This is a genomic window from Streptomyces sp. NPDC060028 (assembly GCF_042736725.1).
In the GTDB taxonomy this organism is placed as follows: domain Bacteria; phylum Actinomycetota; class Actinomycetes; order Streptomycetales; family Streptomycetaceae; genus Streptomyces.
On sequence record NZ_JBHWVJ010000033.1, the window covers coordinates 1 to 18,239 of the forward strand.

The window sequence follows — 18,239 nt, forward strand, 5'->3', positions numbered from 1 at the left end:
ACGCAGGGCGTGCCGCGGGCGTCCGCGGGGTGGGACCGGTGGTCAGCCGGCCTGTTCGAAGAGGAGGGCGCCCGGCCGGGAGCCCCTGGACTGGAGCTCGGCGGCGAAGAGCTGCCAGCTCTGTGCGTAGACCTCGGCCAGCTCGGCCACGGCCGCCTTGCAGTGCGCGGGCAGGCTGGCCGCGATCCCCTCCCGGTTACGGGCCACCACCGCGCCCGCGTCCAGCAGGCGCAGCACGGAGCGCCCGGTCTCGTTGAGGCGCAGCGAGGGGTCCCGGCGCAGCAGGTTGAAGATCTCCGCCGCGTCGGGCGGCGGCGGCGGCGCGCCGACCTGACGGCGTACGGGGGCCGGCGCCGCCGCGCGGGGCGGGGTCGGGGTCTCGGGAACCGCGGCGAGCTGCGCGCGGCGCGCAGCCTGCCGGGGCGCGGCCACGTCCTCGCCGCGCGCGATCCGGTCGCGTACGTCGGAGACGGTGGCGGGGGAAATGCCCGCCTCCCGCGCGATCGAGCGCAGGGAGGCCTGCGGGTTGCGCTTGATGAGCTCGGCGGCCAGGCGCCGGCCGGGGGCCGGGTCGACCGGCCTGGCCCGGCCGTCGCGCCCCACCCGCTTGGCGTCGGGCGCCGCTTCGCCGAAGAGGCCGCGGCGGATGTCGGCCGCCCTGACCGGCGAGACGCCCGCCACTGAGGCCACCGCGCGGTCCGACCAGTCGGGGTGCGCGGCGAGAATGCCCTCGACGGCCGCGGTGCGCTCCGCCATGGACAGGGGCAGGCCGTGGGCGACGTTCAGGGCGACCGCGAGGAGGCGGCTGTCCGCCGTGCTGCCGGTGAAGAAGCGTACGGGGATGCTGGTGCGGCCCCTCAGCTCGGCCGCCCGCAGCCGGTGGATCCCGTCGATGACGGTCATCGAGGGGCGGTGCACCACAACCGGCGGGAGCCGCTCGCCGAGTTCGGCGAGCATGCGCGTGTGCTCCGGGTCCTCCACGTTGCTGCGCGGGGAGCCGTCCACTTTCAGGGCGCCGAGCGGAACGCTCTCCACCGGGATCTCGAGCAGACCGTCCCGCAGCCTGAGCACGTGCTCGGAGTCGTGCATCCCGGACAACGCCGCCATCACAGCCGACCCGGGGCGGCCGCCCTGGCGACCGGCGACTGCCAGCCGGAGTCCGCCTGGACGGAGACTTCCGGCTTCCCGCCCGACGGCCCGGCCGTGGTCATCCCCCCGGCGATGGCGGCCACGGCCGCGAGCACTCCCCCGAAAAGCGCGACTCGACGCATCGTCATCTGTTCTCTCCCCTGTTTCGCGTTCCCCCGGGCCATCGATCGACCCGAAACGAGTCTCCCCCGGGGCGGGGGCGCGCAGAAGCGTTCGCGGGAGGGGCAGAGCGGCCATGGCCGCCACAGGCCAGGTTGCCGCCACAGGTCGGCTGAGGTCACCCGCCGGTGCGGGGCCACCCTTCGATGTCGGGGATCAGCGGGGCCTCGGCCTGCAGGAAGGCCCATCCGCCGAACCACGGCAGGGCCCGTACGACACCGTGCCAGGCGCGGCGCGCGGCGGCCTCGGCGAGGTCCAGAGCCGCGCACTCCAGGTAGACGCCGACGACCGGGCCCGGCCCGCCCGAGGGGTGCACCGCGACGTGCAGGACCCCGGCGTCGGGCGGCACGGCACCGGCGATGACGGGAGCCGCGTGGAGGGGCAGCGGTATGCCCGCCGGGTGCGGCGCGAGGTGAACATGGATCAGGTACAGCATATCGCCCATCGCGTAAATAAATGGAGACGGCCGAACGAGAGGCAGACCACAGCGGCCCCCGACCCCCTCATCCATATAATCGATACGAAGAAGGGAGGGGAGGAATTCCATTGCTTTCCGGACTGGGTATTGATTCGGTCACCGAGGCCGTCTACCGAAGCATGCTCTCCCGCCCCGAGGGGGGCATCTGCGACTGGGCGCTCGACCTCGGTCTGCCCGAAAACCAGGTGCGCGAGGCACTGGACCGGCTGAGCAGCCTGGCACTGGTGCGGCATTCCGCGGCGGACCGGGCCGAAGTGCGCGCGGTGAACCCCCTCCTCGGCCTGGAAGCCCTGCTCGCACAGCAGCAGGCGGAACTGGCCGCGCATCAGCAGCACGTCGAGGCGAGCCGCGCGGCCATCGCGGATGTCATCGCCCAGTACGCCCATCAGTACGCGCCCGGCGCCGGTCCGAGTTTCCATTACCTGTCGGGCCTGGACGCCATCCGGGAACAACTCGAAATTCTCAACAGCCAGGTCCGGGAAGAGTTCCTGACCTTCGCGCCCGGCGGCCCTCAGACCCCGGCCAACATGGCCGCATCACGCCCTCTCAACCTCCGGCTGCTCCATCGGGGGGTACGGATGCGAACGGTATACACCGACGGTATTCGGCGCGACCCGCCCACCGTTGAACACGCCGAATGGCTGGCGGCCCAGGGCGCCCAGGTCCGCACCGTGCCCGCGCTGCCGAACCGCCTCATCGTGATCGACCGGCGCGTGGCGCTCATCGCCGCCGACAGCCACAACACCGGTGTCGGCGCGGTGGTCGTGGAGAACCCGGGCACGATCACCCTCCTGTGCGCACTCTTCGAGACCGTGTGGCAGTCCGCCCAGCCGCTGGGATCGCGGCCGGCGCGGGAGCCGAACGGGCTCACCAGGCAGCAGGCCGAGGTGCTGCGCCTGATGGCCGACGGATGCACGGACGAGGCCATCGCCCACCACCTCGGCATCTCCGCCCGGACGGTCCGCCGGACCACGGCGGGCCTGCTCGCGGACCTCGGCGCCCGCAGCCGCTTCCAGGCCGGCGTCCACGCCGTACGGCAGGGGTACTTGCCCGCCGACGCCGACTGAGAGGTACGCGCCGGGGCGCCGGATCAACTGCCTGTGAACCGCAGTTGAACACCCGGGGGGAGAGCGAGGATGGGCCGTGTGAGGACCCATGGCGTGAAGTCCGCGAATTTCACACGGTTCTGGCTCGGACAGACGCTGTCCCAGTTCGGCACGCGCACCGGGGCCCTCGGGCTTTCGGTGACCGCCGTCGGCCTGCTGCACGCCGGCAGCCGGGAGGTGGGTGTCCTCACCGCCGCCTCCACCGTCTGCTACCTGCTCATCGGACTGCCCGCGGGGGCCTGGGTCGACCGGATGCCCAAGCGCAGGACGCTGATGTGGGCGGCCCTGGTCCGCGCGTCGGCCGTCCTCACGGTGCCCGCGCTCTGGCTCGCCGGAGGCCTGCGGATGGAGGCGCTGTACGCGGTCGCGGCCGTGGTCGGGCTCGCCGCCGTCTTCTTCGACGTCGCCTGCCAGTCGTACGTGCCGGTCCTGGTGGCCGACGAGGACATCGGCCCCGCCAACGCCCGCCTGGAGGCGACCGCCCAGCTCTCCACGCTCGGCGGCCCCGCCCTGGCGGGCCTGCTCATGCGGGTCGTGAGCGCGCCGGTCGTCATGCTCGTGGACGCCGCCTCGTACCTCGCGAGCTTCCTGTGCCTCTCGGTGACCAAGGACAACGAGCAGCGGCCCGCACCCACGTGCGGGGACGGGGCCCGGGGCCGGCTGCGGGCGGACATCGCCGAGGGCCTGCGCTTCGTCCGCGACCAGCCGGTGATCAGGCGGCTCGCGCTGTCCATGGGCGTGTCCAACTTCTTCGCCACGATGGTCGCCACCCTGGTCCCCGTACTCGTCATGCGCACCCTCGGCTTCGACGCCTTCATGCTCGGGCTGATCATGACCTGCGGCGCCGCCGGCGGCGTGCTGGGGGCGATGCTCGCCCCGGTGGCGCGGCGTCGGTTCAGTGCCGGCACCGTGATGGCCGCCGGGCTGATCACGGCCGCCTCCTGCACCGCGGCCGGGCCGCTGGCGGCCGCGGTCGCCCCGTACGGCACGGCGCCGGCCGGGGCGGTCCTGCTGGTCGGCGAGTTCGGCATGGCCGTCGGGGCGCTGCTCTACAACGTGACCCAGGTCAGCCTGCGTCAGACCCTGTGCCCCAAGCTCCTCCTCGGGCGGATGAACGCCTCCATCCGCTTCGTCGTCTGGGGCGGCATGCCGGTCGCGGCGCTGGCCGCGGGTTGGCTGGGCCAGAGCGTCGGTGTGGTCCCCACCCTGTGGATCGGCGTGGCCGCAGGCGTGGCGACGGTGCTGCCGGTCCTCACCGTCGACCGGATCATGGCGGCGGACACCGCCCGGCCGGCGGCGCGGGGCGACGAAGCCGCTGCCGCCGTGGCCGACTCGACGGGCCTCACAACGCTCCGGTGAACCGCGACACGAACAGGCCCGTCGCGTCGTTGCCGACGGCCCAGAAGCCGGCGCCGCCGGGCTCCGCCGTGAAGCGGCTGACCACCGTGCCGGTGGTGCGCGGGGACGGGATCGGGGACCAGGCCGTGCCGGTCCACTTGCGCAGGCCCGTGGAGCCGCCGTTCGCGACCCAGGTGGTGCCGTACTTCACGACCGAGCCGATGGTGGTGCCGTCACAGGTGGGCACGGTCGTCCAGGTGGTCCCGTTGAAGCGCAGGGACGTGAAGCAGCCGTCCGTGGTCTTCTTGCCGGTGATCCACAGATCGGTGGAGGTGCCGGCGATCTGCTCGCGGACCGAGTCGTACGGGGCGTTCAGGGCGGGTACGGCGACCTGGGTCCACGTCGTGCCGTTGAAGCGGGCGACGTACATCTCCGTCACCCCCTTGCCCATCTGGGTCTCGCCGACGACCCAGATGTCGTTCGGGCCGGCCTGGTGGATGGCGTCCACGTGGACGTCCTTGCCCGCGGGCGAGGGCAGGACCGTCACGGACCACGCGCCGCCCGACCAGCGCCCCACCGCGGGGCGCCAGACGGAGGTCGTGTTGTCGGTGCCCACGGTCAGGACCTCGTTGCGGGTCACCGCGATGGAGTCGGTCCCCCCGCTGAACGTGGAGGGGAAGCCGTACGTGGTCCAGGTGGTGCCGTTCCAGTGCTCGACGCCCCCGTTGGCGATTCCGCCCGGGTAGCCGAAGGACCACAGGTCGTCGGGAGCGGTGCCCGCCGTACGGCCCTCCGGGAAGTCGTAGCCGTGACTCGCCTGCTGCGCGGTCATGGCGGAGCCGTTCCGGTTCCATACGTACTCGGGCAGCCAGCAGCCCCCGATCCCGCACGGCCCCTCGTGCTCGGTCAGGACCGCGGACGTCGCGGAGAAGGGCAGGATGGTGGCGCCGCCGGTGCTGAACCCGCCCGGTATCGGCTGCTGGACGAACTGCCAGCTGCCCGCCGCCTGCGCGCCCTGCGCGGGGAGCAGGGCCGCTGCGAAGGCCAGCAGGCCGGCGGCGGCGCCCATGACGAACTTGCGTGCGTCCCCTGTTCGGAACTTCAAGACATGCCTCTCCGTAGGCCGGCGCCGCCCGGTGGCGGCGCCGGGGATGGTGCGCTCAGCCCAGGTCGAAGGTGGTTCCCAGGCCCTGGGCCCGGGCCGCCTCGACCGCGGCGAAGCCGGACATGATGTCCTGCACGCCGAGGCCGAGAGACTTGTAGACCGTCACCGCGGCGGGTCCGCTGCGGCCGCCGTGGCGGCCGAGCAGCACCTCGCCGAGCTCCGCCCGCAGGTGGTCCGCGCCGGCCAGGCCTTGGTCCAGGGCGGCCCGGATGTCGCCGGACTCCGCCAGGGCCGACTCGCGGCTGTCGACGAAGAGTTCGGCGCGGGCGACCGCCTCGGCGGTGAGTTCCCGCTGGTCGGGGAAGGAGCTGCCCACGGCGTTGACGTGCGCGCCGGGGGCCAGGTCGATGGCGTCCAGCAGCGGGGTCGTCGAGGAGGTGGTGGTGCACACCAGGTCGGCGCCGGTGACAGCCTCCCGGGGCCCGGCCACGACCTCGACGACGATGCCCAGTTCGGCGGCGGCCCAGTCGCGGTAGGCCCCCGCGTTCTCCCCGCTGCGGCTCCACACCCGCACGCGCCGCAGTACGCGTACCTCGTGCATGGCGCGCAGGTGGCTGCGGGCCTGCACCCCCGATCCGAGGATCGCGAGGTCTCCGGCGTCGGGCCGGGCCAGGGTGTCGGTGGCGACGGCGGAGACCGCCGCGGTACGGACGGCCGTGACGGCCCCCGCGTCGAGCAGGCCGACCGGCCGCGCGGTGTCCGGGTCGAAGACGATGACCATGCCGATGTGCAGGTCGAGTCCGCGGGCCGGGTTCTCCGGCTTGAGGGCCATCACCTTGACGCCGAAGCCCGCGTACCGTTCCCCCGACACGTGGCCGGGCATGGAGCCGAGCAGTCCGCTCTCCCCGGCGGGCCGGACGATGGTGCGCAGCGGCTGTGCCGCCCGGCCGCCGCTGTAGCGGCGCATGGCCTCGGCCATGACGGGGATGGCGGCGCGGACGGGGTAGACCCGCTGGACGGTGTCCCGGTCGAGGAGCAGCACGTCAGTTCTCCAGGACGAAGACGGACCACACCATCTGGATGGTGCGGGTGGAGGAGATCAGCACCAGGTTGTGGCGACGGGCGGCCGGCAGCGTGGTGAGCGCCAGGTCGGCCTCGCCCTCGCGGACCGCGCGGGCGGCCGCGCTGGTGGAGCTGACCAGCGAGACGTGCGGCTCTCCGAAGGACGCGTCGAGGAGCTGGCCGATGATGGGCACCGGGGCGGGGTGGCTGGCGACGGTCGGGCGGTTCATGTTGGTGCCGCCGGGCAGGGCGACGATGCCGTAGGGCGGGGTCTCCATGTAGAAGGCGGCGGCCAGCTCCAGGCGCGGGTCCATGTAGAACCGGTTGACGCCGGCGTAGGCGTTGGCGACGACGAGGTGGCTGGCCCGCCCGTCGAGCAGGGCCTCGCCGGCCTCCTCGTACGTGTCCGACAGGCGCAGTTCGGGGGTCCGCCCGCGGCCGTCGGGCAGCCGCTGCCACAGCTGGCCCGCGGCCTGCTCGCTGCTGGTGCCGGGCGGTCCGAGGGTGGCGACGGCGGTCAGCGGGTGGCTCTCCAGCGGTGGTCTGGTGACCCAGTCGGCCGCCGCGGCGAGGGCCGCGGGGAGCGCGGAGGCCATGGGGATGGGCAGGGTCGCGGTGATCGTCATCGGAAGTCAGCCTCGCTCGATCGGAACGATGGTGAGCCAGTGGTCGTGGCGGGGGTCGCCCGCGCCCCGCACGGTCCTGTCGTACGCCTCGACGATCCGCGTGGTGAGCGGGCCGGGGGCGCCGTCGCCGACGGGGCGGCCGGCGACGGCGACGACGGGGGTGATGCCGACGCCGGTGCCGGTGAGGAAGACCTCGTCGGCGGTGAGCAGGTCGGGGACCTGCAGGTCGCGTTCGCGGGTCTCGACGCCCATGGCCTCGGCGAGGACCCGCACGGTGTCGCGGGTGATGCCGGGCAGCAGGTCGGCGCTGGGCGGCGGGGTGATCAGGTGTCCGTCGCGCAGGGCGAAGACGTTGGCGGTGCTCGCCTCGGCGACCTGCCCGCGGTCGTTGAGCAGGATCGCGTCGTCGTGGCCGGCGGCCCGCGCCTCCTCGACGGCGAGTGCGCTGTTGACGTAGCCTCCGGTGACCTTGGCCTGGACGGGGATGGCGGAACTGCGCGGGCGGCTCCAGGAGCTGATGGCGCAGCGGATCCCGCCGGGCGGCGTGTACGCGCCCAGGGTGAAGGCGGTGATGGACACGCTCTCGCTGAGCCCGGTCAGGCGGACGCCGGGCGGGGTGCCGGGCAGCAGGCCGAGTTTGTACGCGATCGGGCGCAGGTACGTGTCGTGCGCGACGGCGTTGCGGCGCAGCAGGTCGAAGGTGCGCTCGACGAGTTCCTCGGCGGTGTGCTTGACGTCGATGCGCAGCAGCCGGCAGGAGCGCAGGAACCGCTCGTAGTGGTCGTGGGCGCGGAAGATCGACAGCTCGCCGGGGCGGCCGGCGACGGCGTAGGCGCGGATGCCCTCGAAGACGCCGGTGCCGTACTGCAGGGCCTGGGTGGTCAGCGGCAGCCCGACCTCGGCGAAGGGCACCAGCGCCCCGTCGTGGAAGACCCACGGGGCGACCCCGGGGCGTACGGGTACGGGTACGGGCGCGGCCACGTCCTTGAGCTCCTGGACGGTCATCAGGACCTCCCCGCGGCGATGCCGGCGGCGGCCAGCGCCTCGAGCTCGTGCGCGTCGTCGATGCCGGTGCGCAGGTCCACCACGCGGGCGGCCTTCCAGCTGACCATCGCGCCGGTGCTGGTGACGCTGCCGAACGTGGACTCGCTGACGTCGAGTTCCAGCCCGAGCTCGGCCCGTACGTCGGCCTGTGTCGCGGCGACGGCCTCCAGGTCGGCGGTGCGGCCGGCCGGATGCTCCAGGCGCAGCGAGAGCCGGTCGGCGCCGTCCTGCCGGTCGATGACGACCTGGTAGTCGAGCCAGCCCCGGACGTGGCGCAGCACCAGGTTCTCCAGGTCGTAGCCGGTCAGGCGGTGGCTGCCGAGCGGGATCCGGTCGCGGACCCGGCCGAGCGCCTCCAGCGTGGCGGCGGGCACGGTCTGCCCGGGGCGGGCGTCGCGCATGCGGACGAGGTCGCCGGTGCGGTAGCGCACGAGCGGTTTGGCGCCCTGGTAGAGGTGGGTGACGACGAGTTCGCCCTCGCGGACCCCGGCCGGGTCGGGCGGCGACCAGCGGCCGGTGTCCGGGTCGATGACCTCGGAGTAGGAGATGAGCGGGGCGGTGTAGAGCTTGCCGTCGGCGGCGACGGCGCCCTTGACGCTGGCTTCCTGCGAGGCGTACAGGGCGTTGTGCGCGCGGGCGCCCCACAGTTCGCCGAGGTTGGCGAGGAGGTTCGGGGAGGCGAGCTCGCCGGTGGTCATGAGGACCTGGAGGCGGAAGTCGCGGCGCGGGTCGAGCCCGGCCCGTACCGCGTGCTTGGCCAGGGTCATCGCCATGCCGGGGGTGCAGAACAGGCCGGTGATCGGGAAGTCCCGCATGACCTGCAGGGCCCGCTCGAAGCCGACCATCGGGGAGTGCGGCCACATCTTGGCGACGGTCAGGTTCAGGTTGCGGCAGACGTCCCCGAAGGTGTCGGAGAAGGCGTGCAGTTCGGTGGGGCCGCTGGAGCCGATGACCTGGCCCTCGCCGAACTCCTCGAAGACGGTGCCGTAGTAGTGCGTGAGCACGGTGTTGTTGTGGATCGAGTCGATGTCGTCGCGCGGGCACGGGGTGGACCGGCCGGTCGTCCCGGTGGTCTCGTAGAAGATCCACGCGTCGGACAACGGCCGCGACAGCATGGCCTGCTGGGCGCTGCGCAGGTCCTCCTTCGTGGTGAAGGGGATCGAGGCCAGGGTCTCCTCGTCGAGCCGGGTGATGCGGTCGGGGTCGACGGCCGCGAGGTGCTCGCGGTAGAAGGGCGAGTTCTGCTTGACGTAGCGGACGGTCTGGCGGGCGAGCGCGGCCTGGTGAGCGGCGACGCGCTCGGCGTCCCACTCCCCCGCGAGGAAGGAACGGTGCTGATCGCGCAGCGTGGCCGCGATCTCGGCGAGTTCCGGCCGGTAGACGGTGTACATGGCGAGCCTCTCTCTTCGTGCGGGGGGTGTACGCCCGGCGGGGCGGGGTCGGGCGGTCAGACGGCGGCGGGGTCCTCCACCAGGTCCGCGATCACCCAGGTGCTGATCTCCTTCCACAGGTCCGCGGACCTCTGGTGGAAGGGGTGGACGAGGTAGCGCCCCAGCGCCTCCTCGTCGGGGACCAGCCCGACGATCGCGTAGTCGTACGCGACCGGCCGCTCCGTGACGTTGCGCCCGGCCCGCCACTCCAAAAGCTCCGGCACCTCGGCGCCGATCCGGACCGCCAGCGCCTCGGCGGCGGCGACCCGCGGGTGCTCCCAGTCGTAACCGGGCTTGAACTTGAACAGCGCGATGTGCCGGATCATCGGATCACCACAGGCTCTCTTCGCTCTCGCCGAAGGCGAGCAGCGCCTCCAGCTCGTCCTCGCCGGCGAGCGGTACGTCGGCCACCACCGCGGCCGGGTCGGCCACCGCGGCCTCCAGGAAGCGCAGGTAGGCGGCGGCGAAACGGTCGGCGGTCGCCGCGTCGAACAGGTCGGTGTCGTAGCTGAAGACGGCCGTGGTGCCGGCCGGCTCCTGCTCCAGGCGCAGCATCAGGTCGAGCTGCCCCTCCTGCTGCGGTACGTCGATCAGCGCGAGGCCCAGTCCCTCGTACTCCAGCGGCGGGCCTTCGGCCAGCCCGCGCGGCACGGTCGGGACCGGCGGCTCCATCCGGTCCATCTGGACCAGGAACGCCCCGATCCGAAACAGCGGGGAGCCGGCCGGCCGCGGCCCGATCAGCGTGCAGGGATGGCGGGCGTTGACCATGCCGCCGAGGATCCCCTCGCCGGCGGCGGTGGCGGCCTCGGCGAAGGTGGTCGCGGCGGAGAACCGGCCCCGTACGGGCAGGGTGTTGAGGAAGCAGCCGATCAGATCGCGGGCGTGGCGGCCCATGCGGCTGCTGGCCGGAACCCCGACGAGGAAGTCCTCCTGCCCGGTCCAGCGGGCCACCAGGGACTGGAACACGCCCAGGTGCAGGGCGAAGGGAGTCTGCCCGATCTCCTTGGCGCGGGCGGCGACCCGGTCGGTCAGCCCGTGCTCGAGCGGGACGGCCACGGTGTCCCCGCGGTGTCCGGGACGCGGCGGGCGGGGCCGGTCCAGGGGGAGTTCGGCGGCCGGCACCCCGTCGGTGAGCGCCTGCCAGTACGCGGCTCCGCGCAGTCCGGCCGGGGAGTCCAGATAGGTCTGCTCCTGCTCGACCTGGTCGGCGTAACTACTGGTGAGCGGACGCCACTTGGGCTCCTCGCCGGCCGCGATGCCCCGGTAGGCGTCGAGCAGGTCGCGGACCAGCAGCCAGCGGGAGGTGAAGTCGCCGACGATGTGGTGCGTGGCCGGGACGAGCGCGAAGTCGTCGTCGGCGCGCCGCAGCAGGACGACGCGCAGCGCGCCGGTCTCCTCCAGGGCGAACGGCCGCTCGCCCTGTTCGCGGGCCAGGCGCCGCAGCCCGTCCTCGTCGATGCCGGGCACGTCGCGGACCTCCAGGACGGCGAGCGGCTCGGCGCTCTCCTCCCGTACGGGCACGCCGTCGGCCTCGGTGAAGCGCGAGCGCAGCTGCGCCTGGCGGCGGCCGGTCTCGGCGACGGCCTCGGCGAGGGCGGCCACGTCCAGCGGGCCGCGCACGCGCAGGGGCATCACGATGTTGTAGACGGAGCTGTCCGGGGAGATCCGGTAGGCCGCCCACATCATCCGCTGGACGGCGCTGAGCGGGGCGGGCGTCATCCGCAGCCTCCGGCGTGGCTCATGTCGGTGGTGCGGCCGCCGACGAGCGCGAGCTCGCGCTCCTCGAACGCACCGGCCAGGGCCGCCGCGGAATCCGGGACCTCCGCCGGGACCTCCTGCGGGACCTCCTGCGGGAACGAGGCCGCGAAGTCGGCCAGCCGGTCCAGGCCCCAGTAGGGCTCCGAGCCGTTCACGAAGTACGGCACGCCGAAGACCCCGTCGCGCTGGATGTCCTGCAGGGCCTTCACGCCCAGCGCGCGGATCTCCGGGTCGGTCACCGCGCCGGCCGTCTCGTCCGGGTCCAGGCCGATCGACTCGGCCAGGTCGCGGACGGTGGCCGGGGAGCAGATGTCGCGTCCCTCCTGCCAGCGGGCGCGGGAGACCCGCTCGACCCATTCGACGCCCTTGCCGTGCCGCTCGGCGACGAACCAGGCGAGGTGGGCCGGCTCCCACCACGGGTCCTTGTCCACCGGCCAGGTCACCGCGAGCCCGCGCTCCGCCGACAGCCGGCGCACGTCGCGCAGGATGTAGAACTGCTTGGCGCGGGACATCGGGGTGTACGGGAACTCCCCGCCGGCCTCGCCCAGCAGCCGGGCGCTGGTCGCGTCGGGCTCCCAGAACGGCCGCCACTGGAGCCGGGCGGCGAGCTCCGGATGGTGTTCGCGCAGCTCCAGCAGCGCGAACCACGAGTACGGGCTGCGCAGGCTGAAGTAGAAACGGGGTGGCTTGGGCGCGCGCGCCATGGGCCTACTCCTTTCGAAGAGGGTGGTCCGGTGCCGGTCCGATGCCCGGTCCGGTGCGGTCGCGGCTCAGACGACGAGTCCGCCGTCGACCTGGAACACCTGGCCGGTGATGTAGGCGGCGCGCTCGGAGGCGAGGAAGGACACCAGCTCGGCGACCTCCTCGGCGGTGCCGAAGCGGCCGAGCGGGATCTTGGCGGTCATCTCCTTGACGTGCTTGTCGGAGAGGCCCGCGACCATGTCGGTGTCGATGAAGCCGGGGGCCACGGCGTTGGCCCGCAGGCCCGCCCGCCCGGCCTCCTTCGCCAGGGCCCGGGTGAAACCGATGATCCCGGCCTTGGAGGCGGAGTAGTTGGTCTGGGTGGCGTGCCCGGCGGCCGCCACCGAGGACAGGGTGATGACGGTCCCGCGGCGCCGCTTCATCATCGGGAAGGCCACGGCCTTGGCGAAGTTGAAGGTGCCGTCGAGGTTGGTGCGCAGTACGTCGTCCCAGTCCGCGTCCGACATCATCGCCAGGTGGCTGTCGCGGACGATGCCGGCCGCGGTGACCAGCACCTCGACGGGCCCGAACTCCTCCTCGACCTCCGCCACCAGGGCGCGGACGGCGTCGCGGTCGGTGACGTCCGTCTTGCGGACGAGGACCCGGCCGCCGTGCTCGGCGGCCGACTTGGCGGTGAGCGCCGCGGCCTCCTCGTTGGACTGGAAGCACAGCGCCACGTCGTAGCCGTCGCGGGCCAGGGTCTCCACGATCGCGCGCCCGATGCCGCGTGATCCTCCGGTGACGAGCGCCACCGGCCGTACTGCTGCGGCGGGGCCGCTTGTCTCGGACATGCTCGTCCGCCTTCCTCAAGGGGTGGGTGGTCGGGGGTGCTTGGGCTCGGCCGGAACCCGCCCGGCCAGGGCCTACGCGCCCAGGCGCAGCAGTCCGGCGCCCGCCGTGCCGTCCCGGTCCACGGCGGTGACGAGCGCGAGGCGCCCGTGCAGCGCCGGGTTCGCGGCCGACTCGGCGAGTACCGCGGCGATCTGGAACGCCCCGGACGCGGCCGAGGTGTCGCCGATGAGCCGGCGCGGGGTGAGCGTGAGGTACGGGCCCGGCAGCGCCTGCAGGGCGGCCTCCTCCTGCTTGCCGAGCACGCCCGGCGGCAGTCCGGGGGCGACCAGGGCGAGGTCCTCGGGCCGGGCGCCCGCGGCGTGGAGCACGTCGGCCACGCAGCGCTCCAGCGCGGCCTGCGCCCGGTGGCTGTCGGGGAAGGCCCGGAAGCGCAGGCCGAGCACCGAGGCGAGCGGGGTCCGCCCGCCGGCCAGCGCGCCCGCGGCGCTCTCCAGGACGAACAGCGCGGCGCCCTCCCCCAGCGGCTGCGGATCGTCGCCGCCGTGGTCCGCGACGTGCTCCAGGCGGGCGCGCTGCGGGGAGAACTCCTCGACGGCGCCGGCCAGCAGGGTGTTCGCGTGGCCGCCGCGCAGCAGCCGGGAGGCGTAGTTGAGGGCGAGCAGGCCGGTGGCGGAGCCGCCGGAGACGGTGACGTTGGGCCCCTTGAGGGCGTGCCGGATGGCGCTCTGGCCGGCCGGGCAGTTCATCACCGTGTTGGGGAACTTCGCCGGGTCCACGTGGAACGGCTTCTCGCCGGTCAGTGCCGACTCCGTGAAGTCCATGATCGACTGCACGCTGCCGGAGGTCCCGAGCACCAGCCCGGTGCCCTCCGGGTCCGCGTCCAGGCCGTGGCCGTAGTCGGCGAGCAGCATGCCCACCGTGGCCGCGGCGATCCCGGTGACCCGGTCCATGGATCTGGTGCCCTTCTTGCCGAGCACCTCACGGACGTCGAAGCCGGGGATCAGCCCGGCCTCCTCGTACGGGACGGGCCACTGCGCGCCGTCCAGCGGGGCCAGGGCGCTGCGCCCGGCCCGCAGGCCGTCCGTGAACTCCTCGCGCCCCAGCCCGTACGGCGAGGCGACGGCCCACCCGGACACGACCAGCGAGGCCGCGGGGGCGGTTCGTACGGTGACTTCTGCGTCGGGCACGGTGGCCCTCCTCTCGGGGATCTCAGGACGCGGCTGCATCGGGACCGTCCCAACGGCCCATGACCAGCACGGCGTTGTTGCCGCCGAAGGCCAGTCCGTTGTTCTGGACCACCTTCAGGTCGGCGGCCACGGCCTCGTTGGGCACGCAGTCGACACCGCACTCGGGGTCGGTCTCACGGTGGTTGACGGTCGGCGGCACGAACCCCTCGCGCAGTGCGAGCGCGCAGGCCGCGGCGCCCAGGGCACTGGCCGCGCCCATGGTGTGGCCGATCATGGACTTGATGGAGATGGTGCGCGGCAGGTTCTCGCCGAACACCTGGCGGATCGCGCCGACTTCGGTGACGTCGTTGGCCTTGGTGCCGGTGCCGTGGGCGGAGATGAAGTCCACGTCCTCGGGCGTGATCCCGGAGTTGCGGTGGGCCGCCTTGATGCAGCGGGCGATGCTGTCGCCGTCCGGGGCCACGGGGTGGCTCGCGTCGCAGGACAGCCCGTAGCCGAGGACCTCGGCGTAGATCCGCGCGCCGCGGGCGAGGGCCGACTCCAGGGATTCCATGAGCAGGATCCCGGCGCCCTCGCCGGTGAGGATGCCCTGCCGGTCGCTGTCGAAGGGACGGCAGACGTCCGGGGCGATGGTGCCGAGCCGGTAGAAGCCGGTGAAGGTCTTGAAGCACAGGGCGTCGGCGCCGCCGCACAGGGCCATCTCCACGTCGCCGGTGCTGATGGCGTCGTAGCCGTACCCGACGGCGTAGTTGCCGGCCGCGCAGGCCGTGGCGACGGTGACGGTCTCCACGTCCTCCAGGCCCAGCTCCCGCACGATCCCGGCGGAGAGCCGGCCCGGCCACACCCGGCGGGCGACGACCGGATCGAGGCGGTCCTCACCGGCCGCGACCTGGACGCCGACCAGGTGGTCGAGGTCGCGGGACTCGCCGTCCGTCGTGCCGACCGAGACCAGGGAGCGCCTCGCGCGTACGTCGTCCTCGGTGAGCCCGGCGTCGGCCACGGCCATCCGGCCGGCGGCGACGGCGAACTGCGAGGCCCGGCCGAGGTCGTCGGCGGGCAGCCGGCGCAGGTACGCGTCGGCGTCGAAGTCGGTGATCTCGCAGGCGTTGGCGTGCGCGAAGCCCTCGGTGTCGAAGGCCGCGATGGGCTTCGCGCCGCTGCGCCCCTGCCGCAGGCCCTCGGCGAAGGCGCCGACCCCCGTGCCGATGCTCGTCACCACGCCCAGGCCGGTGATGACCACGCGGTGCCGGGCGCCCTGGGCGTGCCCGGCGGCGTTCTCGGTCGACGGGAGGCTCACTTGCCCTCGGCCTCCGCCACGACGCGGTACACGCCCTCCAGGTTGGTCATGCGGCTGAGCTCGGACTGTTCGAGGGTGATGCGGAAGACGCGCTCCAGGCTGGCGAGGATCTCGATGGCCCGCAGCGAGTCCGCGTCGTGCTCCTCCTTGAAGAGGCTGGTCTCGGTGACCTCGTCCAGTTCGAGTTCGAGGATGTCGCAGACGATGTCCTTGATCTCGGCCTTGCGTTCGGCGTCGAGGCCGGTCTCGGTGGTGTTGACGGTCATCACTGCCTCCAGGGAAAAACGGTTCACGAGCTGATGACAGTGATTCTTCGAACCCGCGCTATCCGTGCGCTATATGGGTTCTGTGTGTGACCGGGCCGCGGAAAAGGGCACGAAAAGAGCGCGCGGCAGCCCCCGTCGGGGACTGCCGCGCGCTCGGCGGCCCTGGCTTGCGTACGGGTACTAGTCCACGGCCGCCGTGAGCCGGACGGCGGGAATGCGCAGGGCCAGCCAGGCCGGCACCAGTACGGCTGCCAGCGCGACCAGCGTGCAGGCCCCGGCGGTCGCCAGGAACGGCACCAGCGGCACCGCGACCTCGGCCCCCGCGACCAGTTGCTGCAGGGCGGCCCACAGGCCGGTCAGGCTGACCGCGACCACCCCCGCCGCCAGGAGGCCGCCGACGGCCACGACCAGCAGGGACTCGCCCGCCACCATCGCCAGGAGTTGGCGCGGGGTGGAGCCGGTGAGCCGCAGCAGGGCGAACTCGCGGCTGCGCCTGCGGGTGGACATCACCAGGGTGTTGGCCACGGCCACGCCGGTGTAGAGGACCGCGATGCCGCCGATGACGTACAGGGCCATCCTGGCGTCGTCCTCGCGCTTGGTGTCGCCTGCCGCCGTCCACGCGGCGATCGGCACGGCCTGCGCCGCCTGGCCCTTGAGGACGGCGTCGAGCTGGGTCCGTACGGCCGCCGGGTCGGCGCCCTCCTTGAGCTTCACGTAGACCGCGGCGGGCAGTTCACTGCCGGCGTGGCCCGGGGTGAGCACCGCGCCGTTGCCGCTCGTGCTGGTCTTGAAGACGGCGGCGACGGTCAGCTGCTGCTTGGTGCCGTCGCCCATCCAGACGTCGACCTTGTCGCCGACGGAGCGGTTCCAGGACTGGTCGACGGCGATGGAGCCGTCGTCGAGCTTGCGGGCGTCACCGTCGACCACGGGCAGGCCGAGCACGTTCCCGATGGCCGCCGGGTCGACGGTCTCGGCGGAGTACGGGATCAGCGCGCCGCCGCCGGAGGGGTCGGAGAAGGCGTCGGGGCCGGGCATGGTGAAGACGGTGGTCGGGGTGGTGGCGGCCACCGAGATCCCCGGGAGCGCGGACACCTTGTCGACGACCTCCCGGGTCAGCCCGGGGGCGTGCGCGGGGGCCACCACGAAGTCGGCGCTCCGCACCCGGCTCAGGGCCTCCTTGGCGCGGGCGCCCTCCAGCGAGCCGGAGGTGCTCCACAGCGAGCACACCAGGCCGACCGTGATCAGCACCGGGGCCGCGGTGGAGGCGGTCCTGCGGACCGAGGTGACGGTGTTGGCTCGCACCAGCATGGCCCCCGCACCGCGGGTCCAGGCGACCGGCGCCGTGGCGAGCTTCGCGAGCAGCGGGATCACCACGGGCGAGAGCAGGGCGAAGGCGAGGATGAGGGCGGGACCCACGGAGGTGGCCAGGCTCGCCCAGTACAGCGGCGGCAGCAGCGGGGCGACGGCGATCAGGCCGATGCCCGCGGCGAGGGCGGCGAGCCCTCCGAGCCAGCGCGGCCAGGTCATGGTCTTCGTCTCGACGGCGGCTTCGCGCAGCGCCTCGATCGGCCGGACCCGGCCGGCCCGCAGGGCGGCGGCCCCGGCGCCGACCACCGCGAGGAAGACCCCGAGGAGGAAGACGACGGCCAGGACGACGATGGAGACGCCGTCCACCGGGACGGTGAACCAGCTGGGCGCGACGCCTTCGGCGGCGAGCTTCTCGGCGAGCGCGGGCGCCGCGGCCAGGCCGAGCAGCACGCCCGCGCCGGAGGCGACGGCGCCGACGCCGACGGCCTCGGTGAGCACGAGGCGGCGTACCTGCTGCGGGGTCGCGCCGGAGACCCGGAAGAGGGCGAGCTCGCGGCGGCGCTGGGCGACGGAGAAGGCGAAGGTGGAACCGACGACGAAGACGGAGACGAAACCGCCGACGCCGGCCGCCATGCCGAGCATGGTGGAGACGCCGATCAGCGCGGACTGGTCCGCGCGGTACTGCGGGTCGGCCTGGCCCCGGTCGGTGCCGGTCAGCACCTCGCCGCGCGATCCCACGGCCGCCCGTACGGCCTCGGCCCCGCCGTCCAGCACCAGTGCGTCGACCCGCGGCGAGAGCCGCCCGGCCTCGGCGTCGGTGAAGAACACCGCCTGCTCGAAGGGGAGGTCGGCGACCGTCCCGGCCACCGTGTACGGCCGCTGCCCCTGGGCCGTCTGTACGAGGACCCGCGCGCCGGGAGCCGCGCCGGACGCGGCGCCGACCACGACCTGGTCATCGCCGGCCGGGGCCTGCCCGGCCGCCAGCCGGTAGCCGCCGAAGCCGGCCGAGCTCCACGGGTGGCCGACCTGGCTGGAGGGGCCGCCCGCGAGCTGGGCGTAGAAGGTGCGGTCCACGGCCGCCTTGCCGACGGCGGACACGTCTGCCACCACCTCGGCGGGCAGTCCGCGCGGCTCCTCCAGCGGCAGGCTCTGGGTGCCGCCCCAGTCCGCGGGGACCGTCAGGTCCGGCGCGGCCCGTACGACGACCTCGGCCTGGGCGAAGCGGCCCGGGCCCCGGTCGGGGCTGGTGGTGGTGGCGGCGAGCACGAGACCCATGGCGGACATCAGCCCCACACCCAGGGCGAGCGCCAGGAAGGTCCCGCCGAATGCGGCCCACCTGCTGCGCAGGGTGAGCCAGGCGATGTTCAGCATGTGCAGTACTCCAGTGGGGGTT

The 18,239-nt window shown here is 73.6% G+C and carries 18 protein-coding genes; 2 read left to right on the forward strand and 16 right to left on the reverse strand.

Going from position 1 to position 18,239, the window contains the following annotated elements:
* Positions 1-42 precede the first annotated feature (42 nt).
* The 3 genes from ACFWBF_RS18300 to ACFWBF_RS18310 all read right to left on the reverse strand — a co-directional run bounded on the left by ACFWBF_RS18300 (position 43) and on the right by ACFWBF_RS18310 (position 1,753).
* Positions 43-1,089, reverse strand: coding sequence for a transcriptional regulator (locus tag ACFWBF_RS18300; protein ID WP_385602635.1), 1,047 nt, complete (start codon positions 1,087-1,089; stop codon positions 43-45).
* 17 nt (positions 1,090-1,106) lie between these two features.
* Positions 1,107-1,277, reverse strand: a complete 171-nt coding sequence (locus ACFWBF_RS18305; protein WP_385602444.1) for a hypothetical protein — start codon at positions 1,275-1,277, stop codon at positions 1,107-1,109.
* 149 nt (positions 1,278-1,426) lie between these two features.
* Positions 1,427-1,753 carry a hypothetical protein gene (locus ACFWBF_RS18310; protein WP_385602447.1) on the reverse strand — a complete coding sequence of 109 codons (327 nt, stop codon included), beginning with the start codon at positions 1,751-1,753 and terminating at the stop codon, positions 1,427-1,429.
* A 101-nt stretch (positions 1,754-1,854) separates the two neighbouring features.
* Between ACFWBF_RS18310 and ACFWBF_RS18315 the strand changes: the two genes are divergently transcribed.
* Entirely contained in the window at positions 1,855-2,853 is a 999-nt protein-coding gene (locus tag ACFWBF_RS18315) for a LuxR C-terminal-related transcriptional regulator (RefSeq protein ID WP_385602450.1), read from the forward strand.
* A gap of 93 nt (positions 2,854-2,946) precedes the next feature.
* Positions 2,947-4,251: an MFS transporter gene (locus ACFWBF_RS18320; RefSeq protein ID WP_385602453.1), complete on the forward strand. Its 1,305-nt coding sequence runs from the start codon at positions 2,947-2,949 to the stop codon at positions 4,249-4,251.
* Here ACFWBF_RS18320 and ACFWBF_RS18325 read toward each other — a convergent pair.
* From ACFWBF_RS18325 to ACFWBF_RS18385, 13 genes are all read right to left on the reverse strand, one after another.
* Positions 4,235-5,335, reverse strand: coding sequence for a hypothetical protein (locus ACFWBF_RS18325; protein ID WP_385602456.1), 1,101 nt, complete (start codon positions 5,333-5,335; stop codon positions 4,235-4,237). The two genes, ACFWBF_RS18320 and ACFWBF_RS18325, sit on opposite strands and share 17 nt — an antisense overlap.
* Positions 5,336-5,390: 55 nt before the next feature.
* On the reverse strand, positions 5,391-6,377 hold the full coding sequence (locus tag ACFWBF_RS18330) for an ornithine cyclodeaminase family protein (protein WP_385602459.1): 987 nt from the start codon (positions 6,375-6,377) through the stop codon (positions 5,391-5,393).
* Between the two features lies 1 nt (position 6,378).
* Positions 6,379-7,023, reverse strand: a complete 645-nt coding sequence (locus ACFWBF_RS18335; protein WP_385602462.1) for a hypothetical protein — start codon at positions 7,021-7,023, stop codon at positions 6,379-6,381.
* Positions 7,024-7,029: 6 nt separating this feature from the next.
* Positions 7,030-8,028: a branched-chain amino acid transaminase gene (locus ACFWBF_RS18340; RefSeq protein WP_385602465.1), complete on the reverse strand. Its 999-nt coding sequence runs from the start codon at positions 8,026-8,028 to the stop codon at positions 7,030-7,032.
* Positions 8,028-9,458 (reverse strand): phenylacetate--CoA ligase family protein, encoded by a 1,431-nt coding sequence (locus ACFWBF_RS18345; RefSeq protein WP_385602468.1) that lies wholly within the window; start codon positions 9,456-9,458, stop codon positions 8,028-8,030. Before ACFWBF_RS18345 ends, ACFWBF_RS18340 begins: the two co-directional genes overlap by 1 nt.
* A 56-nt stretch (positions 9,459-9,514) precedes the next feature.
* Positions 9,515-9,823 (reverse strand): Dabb family protein, encoded by a 309-nt coding sequence (locus tag ACFWBF_RS18350; protein ID WP_385602471.1) that lies wholly within the window; start codon positions 9,821-9,823, stop codon positions 9,515-9,517.
* Between the two features lie 4 nt (positions 9,824-9,827).
* Positions 9,828-11,216 (reverse strand): condensation domain-containing protein, encoded by a 1,389-nt coding sequence (locus ACFWBF_RS18355; protein ID WP_385602474.1) that lies wholly within the window; start codon positions 11,214-11,216, stop codon positions 9,828-9,830.
* Positions 11,213-11,959 (reverse strand): 2-hydroxychromene-2-carboxylate isomerase, encoded by a 747-nt coding sequence (locus tag ACFWBF_RS18360; RefSeq protein WP_385602477.1) that lies wholly within the window; start codon positions 11,957-11,959, stop codon positions 11,213-11,215. The genes ACFWBF_RS18355 and ACFWBF_RS18360 overlap by 4 nt, the downstream gene beginning before the upstream one ends.
* Positions 11,960-12,025: 66 nt before the next feature.
* Positions 12,026-12,787: a 3-oxoacyl-[acyl-carrier-protein] reductase gene (gene fabG, locus ACFWBF_RS18365; RefSeq protein WP_385602480.1), complete on the reverse strand. Its 762-nt coding sequence runs from the start codon at positions 12,785-12,787 to the stop codon at positions 12,026-12,028.
* A gap of 72 nt (positions 12,788-12,859) precedes the next feature.
* A complete protein-coding gene (locus ACFWBF_RS18370; protein ID WP_385602483.1) occupies positions 12,860-13,975 on the reverse strand; it encodes a beta-ketoacyl synthase N-terminal-like domain-containing protein in 1,116 nt (371 codons plus the stop codon).
* A 22-nt stretch (positions 13,976-13,997) separates the two neighbouring features.
* Complete coding sequence (locus ACFWBF_RS18375) at positions 13,998-15,272, reverse strand: beta-ketoacyl-[acyl-carrier-protein] synthase family protein (RefSeq protein ID WP_385602486.1); 1,275 nt, start codon at positions 15,270-15,272, stop codon at positions 13,998-14,000.
* Positions 15,269-15,538: an acyl carrier protein gene (locus ACFWBF_RS18380; protein WP_385602637.1), complete on the reverse strand. Its 270-nt coding sequence runs from the start codon at positions 15,536-15,538 to the stop codon at positions 15,269-15,271. Before ACFWBF_RS18380 ends, ACFWBF_RS18375 begins: the two co-directional genes overlap by 4 nt.
* A gap of 180 nt (positions 15,539-15,718) precedes the next feature.
* Complete coding sequence (locus ACFWBF_RS18385; RefSeq protein ID WP_385602489.1) at positions 15,719-18,217, reverse strand: FtsX-like permease family protein; 2,499 nt, start codon at positions 18,215-18,217, stop codon at positions 15,719-15,721.
* Positions 18,218-18,239 lie beyond the last annotated feature (22 nt).